The 14,125-nt window shown below is 37.5% G+C and carries 13 protein-coding genes; 5 read left to right on the top strand and 8 right to left on the bottom strand.

Annotated elements, in window-relative coordinates; translation table 11 throughout:
- Window positions 1-8 precede the first annotated feature (8 nt).
- Together AC2G3J_RS09515 and AC2G3J_RS09510 are read right to left on the bottom strand one after the other, a co-directional pair.
- A complete protein-coding gene (locus tag AC2G3J_RS09515; protein WP_004720366.1) occupies window positions 9-584 on the bottom strand; it encodes a TerD family protein in 576 nt (191 codons plus the stop codon).
- A gap of 57 nt (window positions 585-641) precedes the next feature.
- Window positions 642-1,862: a TerD family protein gene (locus tag AC2G3J_RS09510; RefSeq protein ID WP_483771003.1), complete on the bottom strand. Its 1,221-nt coding sequence runs from the start codon at window positions 1,860-1,862 to the stop codon at window positions 642-644.
- 363 nt (window positions 1,863-2,225) lie between these two features.
- On the opposite strand from AC2G3J_RS09510, the gene AC2G3J_RS09505 reads away from it, so the two are divergent.
- Genes AC2G3J_RS09505 through AC2G3J_RS09485 form a run of 5 tightly spaced genes read left to right on the top strand, consistent with a single transcriptional unit; the run spans window position 2,226 to window position 7,159 of the window.
- The gene (locus tag AC2G3J_RS09505; protein WP_419359687.1) at window positions 2,226-3,182 is read left to right on the top strand and encodes an ATP-grasp domain-containing protein; all 957 of its coding nucleotides are present in this window, start codon (window positions 2,226-2,228) and stop codon (window positions 3,180-3,182) included.
- 4 nt (window positions 3,183-3,186) lie between these two features.
- Window positions 3,187-4,308 carry a phosphoribosyltransferase domain-containing protein gene (locus AC2G3J_RS09500; protein WP_419327219.1) on the top strand — a complete coding sequence of 374 codons (1,122 nt, stop codon included), beginning with the start codon at window positions 3,187-3,189 and terminating at the stop codon, window positions 4,306-4,308.
- Entirely contained in the window at window positions 4,298-5,077 is a 780-nt protein-coding gene (locus AC2G3J_RS09495) for an HAD family hydrolase (protein ID WP_483771002.1), read from the top strand. Before AC2G3J_RS09500 ends, AC2G3J_RS09495 begins: the two co-directional genes overlap by 11 nt.
- A complete protein-coding gene (locus AC2G3J_RS09490; protein ID WP_336951072.1) occupies window positions 5,070-6,236 on the top strand; it encodes a cysteine protease StiP family protein in 1,167 nt (388 codons plus the stop codon). The genes AC2G3J_RS09495 and AC2G3J_RS09490 overlap by 8 nt, the downstream gene beginning before the upstream one ends.
- Window positions 6,233-7,159, top strand: coding sequence for an HpcH/HpaI aldolase/citrate lyase family protein (locus AC2G3J_RS09485; RefSeq protein WP_336951071.1), 927 nt, complete (start codon window positions 6,233-6,235; stop codon window positions 7,157-7,159). The genes AC2G3J_RS09490 and AC2G3J_RS09485 overlap by 4 nt, the downstream gene beginning before the upstream one ends.
- Window positions 7,160-7,186: 27 nt before the next feature.
- Here the strand turns inward: AC2G3J_RS09485 and AC2G3J_RS09480 are convergent, their stop codons facing one another.
- The 6 genes from AC2G3J_RS09480 to AC2G3J_RS09455 all read right to left on the bottom strand — a co-directional run bounded on the left by AC2G3J_RS09480 (window position 7,187) and on the right by AC2G3J_RS09455 (window position 13,890).
- Window positions 7,187-8,716: a helix-hairpin-helix domain-containing protein gene (locus AC2G3J_RS09480; protein WP_336951070.1), complete on the bottom strand. Its 1,530-nt coding sequence runs from the start codon at window positions 8,714-8,716 to the stop codon at window positions 7,187-7,189.
- Window positions 8,717-8,759: 43 nt separating this feature from the next.
- On the bottom strand, window positions 8,760-10,637 hold the full coding sequence (locus AC2G3J_RS09475; RefSeq protein ID WP_483771001.1) for a PP2C family serine/threonine-protein phosphatase: 1,878 nt from the start codon (window positions 10,635-10,637) through the stop codon (window positions 8,760-8,762).
- A 146-nt stretch (window positions 10,638-10,783) separates the two neighbouring features.
- Window positions 10,784-11,836, bottom strand: a complete 1,053-nt coding sequence (locus AC2G3J_RS09470; protein ID WP_336951068.1) for a TerY-C metal binding domain-containing protein — start codon at window positions 11,834-11,836, stop codon at window positions 10,784-10,786.
- A 103-nt stretch (window positions 11,837-11,939) separates the two neighbouring features.
- Window positions 11,940-12,575 (bottom strand): vWA domain-containing protein, encoded by a 636-nt coding sequence (locus tag AC2G3J_RS09465; RefSeq protein ID WP_336951067.1) that lies wholly within the window; start codon window positions 12,573-12,575, stop codon window positions 11,940-11,942.
- A gap of 14 nt (window positions 12,576-12,589) precedes the next feature.
- Window positions 12,590-13,234 carry a TerD family protein gene (locus tag AC2G3J_RS09460; protein WP_004720351.1) on the bottom strand — a complete coding sequence of 215 codons (645 nt, stop codon included), beginning with the start codon at window positions 13,232-13,234 and terminating at the stop codon, window positions 12,590-12,592.
- Window positions 13,235-13,251: 17 nt separating this feature from the next.
- Entirely contained in the window at window positions 13,252-13,890 is a 639-nt protein-coding gene (locus AC2G3J_RS09455; protein ID WP_034613146.1) for a vWA domain-containing protein, read from the bottom strand.
- Window positions 13,891-14,125: the final 235 nt, after the last annotated feature.

The raw sequence follows: 14,125 nt of genomic DNA, 5'->3' as shown, positions 1-14,125 counted from the left end.
CTCTTATATTAGATGCTTATACCGAACTGTTGGCACATTGCGCTTAAACCGCCAGCATAACCTTGTCCTACAGCTCTAAACTTCCATTCACCATTGTGGCGATATAATTCACCAAAAATCATGGCAGTTTCTGTTGAATAATCTTCATTCAAATCGAAACGAACAATTTCAGTATTGCTTTGATCATTGACTACACGAATAAACGCATTTTGAACTTGACCAAAATTTTGACCACGACTTTCACCTTCATGAATGGTGACTGTAATTGCAATCTTTTGAACATCTGCAGGTACTTGTGCCAGATTAATGCGGACTGCTTCATCATCACCATCGCCCGCACCGGTACGGTTATCACCTGTATGTTCAACAGAACCTTCAGGTGAACGTGTTTGGTTATAGAAAATGAAATCGTGTTCACCACGAACTTTACCGTTTTCACTTAATAAAAATGCTGAAGCATCTAAGTCAAAATCTGTTCCGTCAGTTGCACGCGCATCCCAACCTAAGCCGACCAAAACTTGGTTTAAACTTGGGTCAGTTTTGCTTAAAGATAAGTTGCCACCTTTGTTTAATGAAATTGCCATTTATATTTCCTCTACTTTATTGCAGTGTGCATTCATTGTTTAAATACATGCAGTCAATTAATTTTTAGAACCATGTGTCCATCGGAACCCAAAACCATAATGTTCATCTAAATATTTTTGATCTTTAAAATAACGAACTTCTCGGTTGGCTTGTATAGTGCCATTGTTATTCTTTAATTCTACAATAGAACATGTTGTCAATTGATTACCATCCGTCAAATGAACTTCAATTTCAGGTTGGTCTGGGATCTTAATGGTGACAACACCATCCGTTGCTGCCCATTGTGCAGCACCCTGATAAATATAAGCATAAATCACAATGCGTTCAATTTGATCCCATTGATTCCCATTAATATGAAGATTTTCACCTTGTACAGATGAACCTGTACGATCATCACCATCAAGCTGAATAAACGGTTTGATTTCAAAACGCCCAAAACGATTACCCAGCGGTTGTACTAAATCAATTTCACCATTTTTAAGTTGCACCATCGCACCAAGGTCTAGATCTATTGCACTTGATCCCGATAGTTTCTGAAAAAATGATTGGGATTTAGGCTGGCTTTTATTCCAGTTTAAATTGACTGATATTTTTCCAAAACCATTACCTTTCTTGGTTAAGTTGATGGTTGAATTGTTTTTATCCAGTCGGATTTTAGATAAATTAATATTTGAGTTTGTAGGTGTAGGTGTAGGTGTAGGTGTAGGTGTAGGTGTAGGTGTAGGTGTAGGTGTAGGTGTAGTATTTTTCACTTCATCAGCAATCACAACACCAAAGTTTTCAGCCAATGGTTTTAATCCACCATTAAATCCTTGACCGACAAAGCGAAACTTCCATTGGCTGTTATGAAAATAAATCTCTGCAAGGATTAAAGCTTTTTCAGTTCTATTTTGGGTATCTAAATGTGCGGTCGCAATATGCTGTTGCCCTGCATAAAGCTCAATATCAATCGGAATAATATTGCCAATGGTATTTGGTTCATTGATCGTGACACAAATAGCGATTTTTTGAATTTGTGCATCTAGACGTGCAGTATTGATTTTTAATTTGGTGAGATTTGGGTTCTTAGATGATGATTCTAGCAAAACCACACTTTGATTGGAGGTTTGACGTTGCCCATAAAAAATCATGTCCTGATCACCACGCACTTTAAGCGTGCCTTGGGCCAGTAAATATGCTGTAACATCTAATTCAATGTCAGATGAAAACCCTGTTTTTATACAAATTTCAATATCCTGAGCAGGTATTTGAATATTTCCACCAGCAACCAGCTGCATAAACCCTCCACTTTATAGGTATATTATCGCTTTTTGATAAAATGAATTTAAAATCATGCGTTATTGAAATAAAGTTTTTAAATTAACTTTCTTTATAAAAAACAAATAAAAAATAGATATGTTATGTTTTACCATAAAAATTCCGAATCTCAAGTGTTTCAGTGTTTTTTTCTTTGTGTTTCATTACTTTTACAAAATATTAAAATTAAATATTGTATCACTGTGGGGAATTGTTATATTTTGCAGCGCATCAGATAGTCGCTTTAAAATCTTCGTTATTCTTTATAAAAATTTGAGATTAAATTACCCGTGCTACAGCAATATAAAATTTGGATCGCCGAGTGTTATTCCTGTCAAAATGATATGATTCAATTACTGAAAAGTTCTAGTATATCAAAACAACTGACTATATTTTGTTCTCACAGCCGTAACCGTCCCGAACTTGCATTGAGTGCTGATGTTTATCTACAGCAACCTGCTATTTCAAAGAGTGCTGAATGGTTATTAGAACAATGTATTGAACATAATATCCAACTGCTCTTTTGTGGTAAACACAGTCAACATATTGAACCGTATAGAACCCAATTTGAACAATATGGTATTCAGTTGATTACTGGTACACTCAGCTCAGAACAACATGAGTTGATGAACAATAAATACCAATTTACCTTACATTGTGAAGCGCAAAATTTATCTGTCATTCCTGCATTATTAGCCAATTCCACAGAAACACTGAAAGCATCCATTGAAACATTACAGCAGCAACATAGTGAAATCTGTGCTAAGCCTGTTTATGGGGTTTATGGTGCGGGTTTTGTGCGGTTACAGAATCATGTATCGTACTTTAAAAACTTTAGTTCACCGACCAAATGTAATACTCAGCAATTTATAGAGGCATATAGTCAACAGGAAGAGCCAGTTGAATATCTGATTATGCCTTATTTAGCCGGGCAAGAATGTTCAGTTGATATTGCTTGTAGTCAAGGAAAGATCATTACTCAAGTAACCAGAATAAAACATGTTTATTTTCAAGAGTGTTTTTTGCAACATCCTTGTCATCAAATTTGTATAGATTTAGTCGATTATTTTCAATGTGATGGACTAATTAATATCCAATTTAAACAAGATGAAAGCTTGCAATGGCATATTCTTGAGATCAATCCACGCCCTGCTGGTGGTTTTGCCTATACACAACATACGGGAGTCAATTTGATTGCTGAATTGATTGCTGAAAAATTAAATTTGAATTTAGTTCGAGCAGCACACCAATCGCCTGTAAAAGCTTTACCGATTGCCCATAGTATAAAATTGGATTTGTAATTAGATGAAGCATATAGATTTAAGTCGTGGGCGAATCACTGTTCAAGTTAACCAACAACATAGCCACTGGGCTTTAGATGATTTATTAGATTTTGCAGAAAGAATTAATCCTAAAAGAGCATTTTTATTTGTTTCCAAAGTATTGGGGAAACATATCCCTGTCCCACCTTCTGTTATGCAGCGTAGCTATAGCGATTTGGCCAGTTTAGTGCCTACAGATTTGGCTGGTCCAATCTGTGTCATTGGTATGGCCGAAACAGCAGTCGGTTTGGGCGCTGGAATTTATCGTGAATTAAAAAAACAACATGGAAAAAATGCGATTTTCTTAACCACAACACGACACCCTGTATCGACTTTACCCACATTGGGGCTTTTTCTAGAAGAACATAGCCATGCTCAGGATCAGTTTATTTTAAGCAGTCATGATTTAGCCAAACATCAGCAAGTGATTGATTCAAAGACTTTGATTTTAGTTGATGATGAAATTTCGACTGGAAAAACCTTCAAAAACCTGATCAATAGTTTAACAAATTCTGGTTTGCAGCAAGTTGAACGCGTGATCTTGGTCACATTGGTTAACTGGGCTGAGCAGAGTCTTGCAACGGATGAGCTTGATATCCCTGTGGAAGTGGTTTCATTATTGCAAGGAAATTGGCAGTGGCAAGCGAATCAACACAATATTCAGATTAATATGCCCAATGTCAGCTCCACTGAGCAACAGGCACAGAAAATTATTGCACCAAATGATTGGGGACGTGAGCCAGGTTATTTAGAATGTACAGCATGGGAAGATATTCACATAAATCATCCCGGCGAAAAAATACTCGTACTTGGTTCAGGTGAATTTAGTTGGATTCCTTTTCTTATTGCTGAACAGTTAGAACAACAAGGGGCGGAAACTTATTTCAGTTCAACAACACGTTCACCGATCATGCAAGGACATGCGATAAAAAGTATTTGCCAGTTTCATGATAATTATGGGCTCAATATCCAAAACTTTGCTTATAACGTTAAACATCAAGAGTTTGACCGGGTGCTTTTGGTGATTGAAACACATCAAGATAGTGTAGACCCAAGCTTGTTTGAACAAATCAAAAATTTGGAAGTGATCAGTTATGAACCCTAAACCTTTGGTCTTTGTCGACTTGGATGACACTTTATTTCAAACTTATCGAAAACAGCAACCGACACCACAACATCAAATAGTGACTACAGATATTTCAGGACAACCGCTTTCATATATGAGTCCAAAACAGCAGTCTTTTTTGAATTGGTTGCTTGAATCTGCTGAGGTTGTGCCTGTAACTGCTCGCTCAGTTGAAGGATTTAAACGTGTACAAATCCCCTTTAAATATGGTGCGATTTGTTCCCACGGGGGCACAATTCTAGATCAGAATTTAGCTGTAGATACAGACTGGTTTGATCTTCAAAAACAACATGAAATTCAACTCAATGGCATACTGACTGACTTGCCAGATGCTTTGCATGACTACGCCAAAGATTTGGGTGAAGTCAGAACTTGGACTTTGATTGAAAATGAACTGAGTATTTATTCTGTTGCAAAGCAAAAACAAACTGGTGCCTTATTTTTAGATCAGCTTGTTGAAAAATTACCTAAAATTCTACTGGAACAGTGCTATATCCATATCAATGGCAATAATCTGGCGATTATTCCGCATCATGTCAGCAAACAAAGCGCCGTTGAGTTTTATATTCAAAAACATGATCCGCAACGAGAACGTATTATTTTAGGTTGGGGCGATAGTCTATCAGATGCTGGATTCCTCAGCTGTTGCGACTGGTTTGGAATGCCGAAAAGTAGTCAGTTGGATAAGTTTCTCAATATACATTTAAGCCATGATTTTGACACTAAAGGATATTTAGGTCATGTCTAATTCATTGATCACACTACTCAATCCAACATTGAGCGAGCTTGGCTTTCACGGTTCATACCGTCCCGAAGATGTCACTTTTTTGATGCAGATTGATAATATTCAACCCACTGCCGTTGAAGAAAAAGAATATCTGATCCAGTCAGGCAAAATGCACTATTCACAAATGATCAGTGCTGAACATCCGCCAACAGATGAACAAATGCAACATTATCAACATGCCTTTGAGCAAGGTGCACAACGTCTTGCCGAAGAAGTTCAAAAAATTGGTAACAGTTTGGTGCAACGCTTTCCCAATCAAGAGATTGTTTTGGTAAGTTTGGTTCGAGCTGGTGTACCTTTAGGTGTTTTACTGAAGCATTATCTTGAAAAATACCAGTCTTGCTATCACTATGGTATTAGTATAATTCGTGATCGAGGCGTCGACTTTGCTGCATTGCAAGCAATTATTGAACAACATGGTGCTCAAAATATCGTTTTTGTAGATGGCTGGACAGGTAAAGGTGCGATATGCAAAGAACTCACAAAAAATTTACAAGAGATTCCTGAGCTCTTTGATCAAAATTGGCAGATCCCACGTTTAGTTACCCTGTCTGATTTGGGGGGATATTCTTGGTTAAGTGCAAGTACAGATGATTGGTTGATTCCGTTTGGGATATTGGGTTCTGTAATCTCTGGATTGACTTCTCGGACGATTTTAAAAGAAAGCATAGAACAGCAAGATGCTCGAAATAATTGCTATCAGACACAAAAATGGCACAGTTGTTTGATCTATGACCAGCTAAAACCTTACGACCTTTCAGTAATTTTTGTCGAAAAAATACGCGAGTTGATTGAACAAAAGCCCACAGATATGCAGGTAAGCTGGAACGATCAGATTCGTTTAGCGCAACAGCAACAATGTGCAGCAACGATTGACTGGATTGCAACAGAGTATGCGATTCAAAATATTAACCATATAAAACCTAGTATTGCTGAAGCAACCCGTGCAGTTTTAAGACGAGTACCTGAACGAATCTTATTGAAAGATGAATCTAACCCTCATGTACAATTATTATTGCACTTTGCACGTGAACGAAATATTCCGGTAGATATTTTGGGAACAAAATTAGGCCCTTATCACGCAGCAACATTGATAAAAAAAGTAGAGAAGAAAAAATGAAACCACTTTTACACGCTATTGAACTTGGCGCAACCATGTATATTCCTGCAACACATGAACAATTGTGGGAAGTTACCCAAGGACTTAAATTTCCTCAGATTAAATCAATTGCGGTATGTCTTGAAGACGCTGTACTTGAATCAGATGTTCAAACAGCAATGGTGAATTTAAAACTTTTATTGCAAAGACGGCTGGATGAACCGAGTTTAAAAGCCCCTGCCATTTTTATCCGCCCAAGAAATATGGAAATGGCAAAACACATTGTCGACTGGGATCTAAATCAAACATTTAATGGCATGATTTTGCCTAAGTTTAATGTGTTTAATCTAAAGAATTGGATGAATGTATTACCAGCTAATTTACAATATATGCCAACGCTTGAAACTAAAGAAATCTTTGATGTGGCACACAATATTGAGCTTTACCAAGCGCTTAAATATGACTTTCATAAAACTTTATGTTTAAGAATTGGTGGTAATGATCTGTTGTCTTGTCTAAATCTGCGTAGACCCAAAAATACCACGATTTATCAAACTCCAGTAGGCATTCTAATTTCACAATTGGCAGGATTATTTATTCCAAATGGTTTTCAGTTGAGTTCACCTGTCTGCGAACATTTTGAAAATACACAGTTATTGATGCAAGAACTTGCACAAGACATGAATAATGGAATTTATACCAAAACTGCAATTCATCCTGCGCAAATTGCTCATATTCATCATGCCTTACAAGTTCAACCTGAAGATTTCCATGAGGCTCAATTAATCTTGGCCCACGACGCTAAAAGTGTATTTAAAAGTCACGGTTCAATGATCGAACCTGCCACCCATAAAAATTGGGCTGAAATGATTTTACTCAGATATAAAACTTTTGGTTTGGTCAAATCCTCATGTTCAACACACGACAAAATATTGGTGGTATAGGCCTTATTTAGAGGTTGAAGCATCACATTATGCTTCAACCATTTGTACCACAGCTAAACGACCGCCATCTTGTTTAGAAAATAAAATTTGAACACCATCTTTTAACTCAATTTTACCACCAATCGGGATCTGTATTTTATTGGCAACATCGGTAAGATCAGGCATATCTTCATTGACCAACCACCACACATCATGATGTAAAACAAAATACCCTTTCCGCTTGGTCTGTTCTGCGGTCAATCGTTCATTCGGTGCAATCATATTATTGGTATGCCATGCGTAAATAGATTGACCTGTCCATACCATTAAACGATGATTATCGGGTCTAAAATTACCTTGCTGCCGTGCTGAGTACAGATTGAGAATAGGTAATTTACCTTTAAACGGCGTATGGCAAAATGGACACTCAGGTTTAGTTGAATTATCAAAGACATACCACTTTTGACCACAACGGTGATTATGACAAGGCTGAATCAAATCCACTGTTTTGACCAAAGCTGTTTCCCAATCATTGGCTGAAGGACGCTTGGCCGGATCATGTAAACCTTCGACAAAGCTTTTGATAAAGAGCTCAGACAAATACGGTCCAGTCACTGTAAAAGGTACTTTTGCAGGATCACCCCATGGTTGCTGGCTCACTTTAAGTTGAGTTGGTTTCACCTGATTACTATGATCTGTTGGGTGTTCAATAAACAGCGCTTTTTCACCCATCCCCAGTGTTTCATCCTTTTGCGGATCATTCATATCATGAATTTTTCCACCACGTAACGGATGTCGATACAATAAATACATATAAATCAATACTGCCAAAGCGTGTTTATCAGTCGCAATACTGGGTAAATAACGATCAGGATTGTCTTTGGATAAATGACTAGTGCGTACCACTTCTGGCGCAATAAAATCAGGAGTACCGACAACGTCCGGTGGGTATTTTCCAGGTACTACCAAACCATCAACGTCGATAACGCTGGCACTCCCAGAAACAGGATCGACCAAAATATTTTTATAAGACAAATCTGAATGGGCCAAACCCGCAGCATGCATACGGCGTACTGCGCGGGAAATTAGAATTCCTATTTTAAGGTAATTTAGCCAAGTACCTTTTTCTTTGTCGTCGAGAAATCTGTTTTGGTTGTTTGCACTTGCAAACCATTTCCCTTCTTTTTCTTTGCCTTTGATTTGCAGAAAATCATTATTTTTTGAACCATATTCAAAGAAAAATTGTTTTCTATAGGTTGGGGCGGTAATCCCAAGCAAATTATTATATTCAACTAAACCATCTGGCCAGCAGAAAATATTCTTCCAATAATCCCCACCAATCCCATTAAAGATACTTTGCCACTTATTGCCTACAATTTCTTTTAAACGATCTTTTTGCTGCTCAAAGGTGGCTTTAGATTCATAAAACTTATTCTTTTCTTTACTGAAAAAGCACACCACATAACTACGATCAGGTGAAAAATATACATCTTTCATTGCACCTGAACCGATAATTTCATCTACAAATTCTATTTCACGTCCATCAACGGTGGTACATTTAATAATTTTTGCTGACATATTTGCCACCTTACATTATATTCTTCAAATACTTAGATATTATTTATACAGATGTTGTTGAATGCTTATTCCATAATACGGCCATAGTACGATCATCATGATGGCCAGCTGTAAAGAAATGCATCCACTCCAACAATGCAGTGTCGGCTGCTTCATTCTGTAGCAACGGATCTAGTTCACGGTATAAACTTTGCCATTTATCAAAATTGGATAAACCAGAATCTGTTTCAAATTTTGGATCTGAAATACCGTCAGTCATCAACATAATGGCATTGGTATCTTTAAAACAGCCTATTTTTAAACGGTTTGGAAATTCTGTAGCAATACTCAGATCTAGAAACTTGGTCTGTCCTGCATATTCACCACCATCTGGAACATTCATCAGACGCACGTTGTTATCGCTATATACTGCGATTGCACCGTCTCCCACTGAGAATGCACTGATAAAGGTTTTATCAGCTAATTTACATACGACCGCAACCAGCAATGTGGTTGAAAAATCTTTAGTATTTGCCTCAATCTGTTCTGCTTGTAATCGGATTTGGTTAATAATTGATTTGTATATTTCATAATATACATGATGAAACTGCTCATTTAACTTCTTGGCAACTTCAACAGTTTCAGCATCTTGACTGCCCACTTGCCACTTTTTTAAATCAGCAATCAGGCTTTCAACCGTTTGTGGGTTTAAATAGTTTTTCAACTCATTTTCAACAATCTCAACCGCAATTCGAGAACCTTCTCTTGAGTATTGCGCACTGCCTGCACCATCTGCCACAGTCAAAACCGACCAAGGTGTATTCTCGATTAAGGTAATTGAGAAATCATCATCTCTAAATAAGCCTGCGTGTTCATGTGAACGGCCTCGACGACTTGCAGCGATAATTTTATAGTCCACCGCATCAATCAAAGCTTGATCCAAATGTGGCTTGCTAAATTTTTGCCCAGACTCAGGTTCAATGACTTTCCATAAACTGCGTGGGTCTGCAATGACATTCAACCGACACTGGGCGGAGCGTGTTTCTCCATCAGCAATAAACTGAAAAGAAAATTCGATTGAATCTGCTAGTTGTGGCTCACCATGAATACGTTGTGTGGCTTCATCGAAATAAAAGCTGGTATCTGGAAATTTAAAGCTTTCAGGTTTGAATATTAATTGATTGACATCATGTTGAGAAATCACTGAAATTCGAGATTGATAGTGTTGTCCAACTCGGGCATTTTCAACCTGAAATTTAATGTCTTCATATTTACTTCGTCTAAACACAGATTCGATCTCTAATCTATTCTTCTCAGTTTCAGAAGAAATTATTTCAGGGGTTGAGCTTATATTTTTAGCATCAATCGTCAACTTATTTTCTAAATTAGGTTCAGTTGTAAAGGCTGACATTTTCTCGGCTTGATCTACAACAATTTGCTGTTCAACATGTAAGATCGGCGCGAGTTCCAATGTTGTGTGAAGATCTAAAGTGATATTTTGCGTATCAGAAATTGCTCCAACTGAGTTGATGTTTTCTGATGATGTATCGAGTTGATCTACATTGACTAAAGGAACAACATAACTTTGTTGAATACTTTCATCAAGGTTGACTTGTTCATCCACTCTAGCATGTTGATTGGTTCCAGTTTGCTGATTAAAACAGGCTTGCTCTTGAACATTATTTTGTACAGTGACTTGGGGTTTATCCGAGCTTATAGTTTTATGCTGGGACTCTGTAGCTGATGCATTATCCAATGAATCAGCTTCATTGATTTTGTTCAAACACGGCGAAGCTATCTTAACTTTTTCAAATTCGTTGATGAGTTTTGAAAGTTGTTTGAGATTTTGCGGATCACTTAATAGAAATTGAGAAAATGTTTCACTGAAATCAGCGGAATTATGTTCCAAAATCTGCTTTAATTTGCATACATCACTATCCATTTTACCCTCTACCCATTTTTCTATTCTATTCGCTTGGCCATTTGGTCACTCACCAATCACAATGCATTTAAGCGTTTAGCCATATAGATTTTTAATATTCGTCAATACAGCAATGCTTTAATAATGTATTCATCAACAGATAAAGCCTAACCTTGACCACGGGTTAAATCGAAATCTCCCTCACCAGACGAGAAACTGATTTGTCGACGACACCACGGGCAAACCACAGATTCCCGATAGCCGTCATAGCACATCAAATTACCACAACCACACACGGCAAAAGCAGTCTCAGAAAAACAATGTGGGCATTCAGGGAAACCATCGAGCTCGGCTGTATTGATCTGCTTATTTGATGCATTATGATCTGACCAAGTAAAATACTCCTCAGATATCGCGCTACAGGTATCTAACTTAAAATTATAGATATTGATATTTAAATCAGCTGGACCTTTGTACTGTAAATTTCGTATATATTTGATGATATAAGGTTTATTCATCTTTTGGCAGCGACCCACAAATATCGCACAATGATCATCGGCTTTATTTTTTTGCAGGGACAATGCATCTTTTGCCAAGCGCATATAACGCTCATCAATCGGCAACAGTTCATCTTTTTGTTGATGACTACCAATACTAATACTTTGTGAGACCACAGAGGCCGTGATCCACTTACACAAACCTTTGACATATTCTTGATTGATTTGATCAATTGAAATGGTATTTTCAGTGATCTTACTCAGCACAGAAAAATCAACATCTGCACCTAAACCAATGGCGACGACTGTTGCTTTATGCGCATATTTAGCATTCCAGCGTTGAATTGCCTGATCATATTCATCGGTTGGACGACCATCGGTAAATATATAGACCATTGGCTTCCAGTCGCCTTTGACTTCACTGGTGGTTTTCATCACATAACGATCAATTTCCTGACCCAAATGATCTAAAGCTTTACCCAAATGTGTCCCACCACCCAAGGGCAAATTAAAATGATTAAAGGCAAATAACTCAGTTAAAGGGACCAATGTTCTGACAATCCCTGCATATGCAATCAAGGAAACAAATACAGTTTCAAGCGCATAAGGATCTTTTCTTAAACTGCTTAAAATAAACTCCACACCCTCTTGAACTGATTCAAGCGGTTGCCCGACCATTGATTCAGAACAATCAAGAACAAAAAATACCGGTAAACGACGCATAACTTCACCTACATTATTTTTATCATATTATTCAAAAATCTAAATCAAACAGATAAGTGCTGACCTGTTTGATTTAACATTTTTAACGTCAAGTAATATCCAGTTATAAAACCAACTGAATTTCGGCAGGTGGTGGTGGTAAAGAAATTGAATCGGATACCCCTGCGCTACTGCTACCAGCGACCACGCTTGCAGAAACCCACTTAAAGAAGCTAGCAAAACTATTTGAATCCATGGTGTCTAACACAACCACTTGGTCCGTTAGTTGCAGCAGGGATTCGGTTTTCGCTTTTGGCCCCGCAGCACAAGCGACAATCGTGGCAAAATTAAGCTGTTTAATTGTGGGAACGATTTGCTGATAAGCATAGACATCTGAGGGTGAACCATCTGTCATCAAAAATAATAACGGGCGCCAATCCCCTTTAACCTCATTACTACTTTTTTGCACATTCTGTTGTACTTGCTGTGCCAGTAATTCCAATGCAGCACCCATAAATGTTGCTCCCACATTGGGCACATCTAGATCTGGAATTTGAACTTGATCCAAAGGGGTAAGCGGTAAATAAACTTTTGCATCAATATCAAAAGTGATCACACTTAAATACACGCTTTCAAGCGCATAAGGATCTTGCCTTAATGCACTGAGCATCGACTGCAAGCCAACATTCACCGAGTGAATTGGCTCACCACGCATAGAGCCAGATGTATCTAACAAAATATATACAGGTAAACGGCGCATTATATTCTCATTTTTTAACTATATTTTTTTAACCATTCCACGAAATTATCCGCGGGTGATGCATTACCGACCGCATTAAATTTCCAGCCACTATTTTCTCTGACCAGTTCAGCAAATAATAATGAACGTTGTTGATCATATTGACCGATACCTGATAAATCAAAACGCACCATTTCTTTGCCAGTACCATCGACAGCACGAATAAAAGCATTTTTCACCTGACCAAAATGCTGATTGTTTTTTGCACCATTGTAAATTTGTACAATAAAGACAATCTTGTGATATTCAGCTGACAAGCTATTTAATTTGACAATAATTTGTTCATCATCGCCGTCACCAGCACCAGTACGGTTATCTCCAGTCAGCCAGATTTGCCCTGAACGATGTTTTAAATTATTAAAAAAGATAACATCACTATTTTCAAGTGTGGCTTGACCTGCGGCATTCCAGCCCAGATCTTTTACTTTTCCACTAGCATCACATAAAAATGCCACCACATCTAGATCGTGTTCTTCACTCTTTGCGCCTGAAAATAATCCGCCTAAAAAGCCTTTCTTTTGCTCAGTGATATCCCAACCGAGTCCAATCGTCACTCGTTCTAAATCATGTTTAGATTTTTCAAGGCTGAGTCCTTGACCTTTCGCCAATGTAATTGCCATTCTATTTTCCTTTATTTTTATAAAACCACGTTCACTTCAGGTGGCGGTGGTGGAAGATCATTTAAACCTGTGACTTCTTTTTGACCTGCATCTACTTTTTGGCTTCCTGTAGAAATACTTGCAGAAACCCATTTAAAGAAAGCTTTAATGGTGTTTGAATCTGCGGTTGCAAGTTCTACCACAACTTCTGTAATTTGTTTGAGAATACTACTATCTGCATTATGTCCCGCAGCACAAGCAATAATCATCCCCGTCTTCGCTTGTTTTAGTTTTGCAAAACCTTTGGTCCAATCATCCGTTGGTGCACCATCTGTCATAATAAAAACTAAGGGTTTCCAGTCACCACGGGTATCAGGTGTGGTTTTTTGCACCTCCTGATCAATTTTATCTGCCAGTAATCCAAGTGCTTCGCCCAACTGTGTAGTCCCCGTTGCCTGTAATTGAGGGGGTTGAAACATCGCAATTTCAGTTAAAGGAATCAGTTGTTTGGCTTGAGTATCAAAAGTAATAATAGATAAATAGGCTGTTTCAAGCGCATAAGGATCTTGTCTGAGTGAAGAAACCAGTATTTCAACACCATTTTTAACGGCTTCAATCGGTTCACCATGCATCGAACCTGAGGTATCTAATAATAAATATACGGGTAATCTTCTCATTTGTTTATCTCTGTTTAATGTCTCGTTAATTTTTAATCTTTATGTATATGTTTATATAAAAAATTGAACTAAAAACAAAGCTTTTTATCATTTTTAATACTTAATTTTTTATCCAAATATCAAATTTTGCTTAAATACTCTATTTTTTAATTGATCTGATTCTGACATATTATTTGTTTTATGCTGGGTAATATTTTAAAAATAATTGCAGAGTTCTAAGCTATAATTGTTTTAT

The organism is Acinetobacter legionensis (assembly GCF_057165765.1).
This window is presented reverse-complemented; position numbering and strand designations above follow the sequence as displayed.

Coding starts and splice junctions, on each gene's coding strand:
- AC2G3J_RS09515 (WP_004720366.1), bottom strand. CDS start 584: ATGGCAATTTCATTAAACAAAGGTGGCAACTTATCTTTAAGCAAAACT.
- AC2G3J_RS09510 (WP_483771003.1), bottom strand. CDS start 1,862: ATGCAGCTGGTTGCTGGTGGAAATATTCAAATACCTGCTCAGGATATT.
- AC2G3J_RS09505 (WP_419359687.1), top strand. CDS start 2,226: ATGATTCAATTACTGAAAAGTTCTAGTATATCAAAACAACTGACTATA.
- AC2G3J_RS09500 (WP_419327219.1), top strand. CDS start 3,187: ATGAAGCATATAGATTTAAGTCGTGGGCGAATCACTGTTCAAGTTAAC.
- AC2G3J_RS09495 (WP_483771002.1), top strand. CDS start 4,298: ATGAACCCTAAACCTTTGGTCTTTGTCGACTTGGATGACACTTTATTT.
- AC2G3J_RS09490 (WP_336951072.1), top strand. CDS start 5,070: ATGTCTAATTCATTGATCACACTACTCAATCCAACATTGAGCGAGCTT.
- AC2G3J_RS09485 (WP_336951071.1), top strand. CDS start 6,233: ATGAAACCACTTTTACACGCTATTGAACTTGGCGCAACCATGTATATT.
- AC2G3J_RS09480 (WP_336951070.1), bottom strand. CDS start 8,716: ATGTCAGCAAAAATTATTAAATGTACCACCGTTGATGGACGTGAAATA.
- AC2G3J_RS09475 (WP_483771001.1), bottom strand. CDS start 10,637: ATGGATAGTGATGTATGCAAATTAAAGCAGATTTTGGAACATAATTCC.
- AC2G3J_RS09470 (WP_336951068.1), bottom strand. CDS start 11,836: ATGCGTCGTTTACCGGTATTTTTTGTTCTTGATTGTTCTGAATCAATG.
- AC2G3J_RS09465 (WP_336951067.1), bottom strand. CDS start 12,575: ATGCGCCGTTTACCTGTATATATTTTGTTAGATACATCTGGCTCTATG.
- AC2G3J_RS09460 (WP_004720351.1), bottom strand. CDS start 13,234: ATGGCAATTACATTGGCGAAAGGTCAAGGACTCAGCCTTGAAAAATCT.
- AC2G3J_RS09455 (WP_034613146.1), bottom strand. CDS start 13,890: ATGAGAAGATTACCCGTATATTTATTATTAGATACCTCAGGTTCGATG.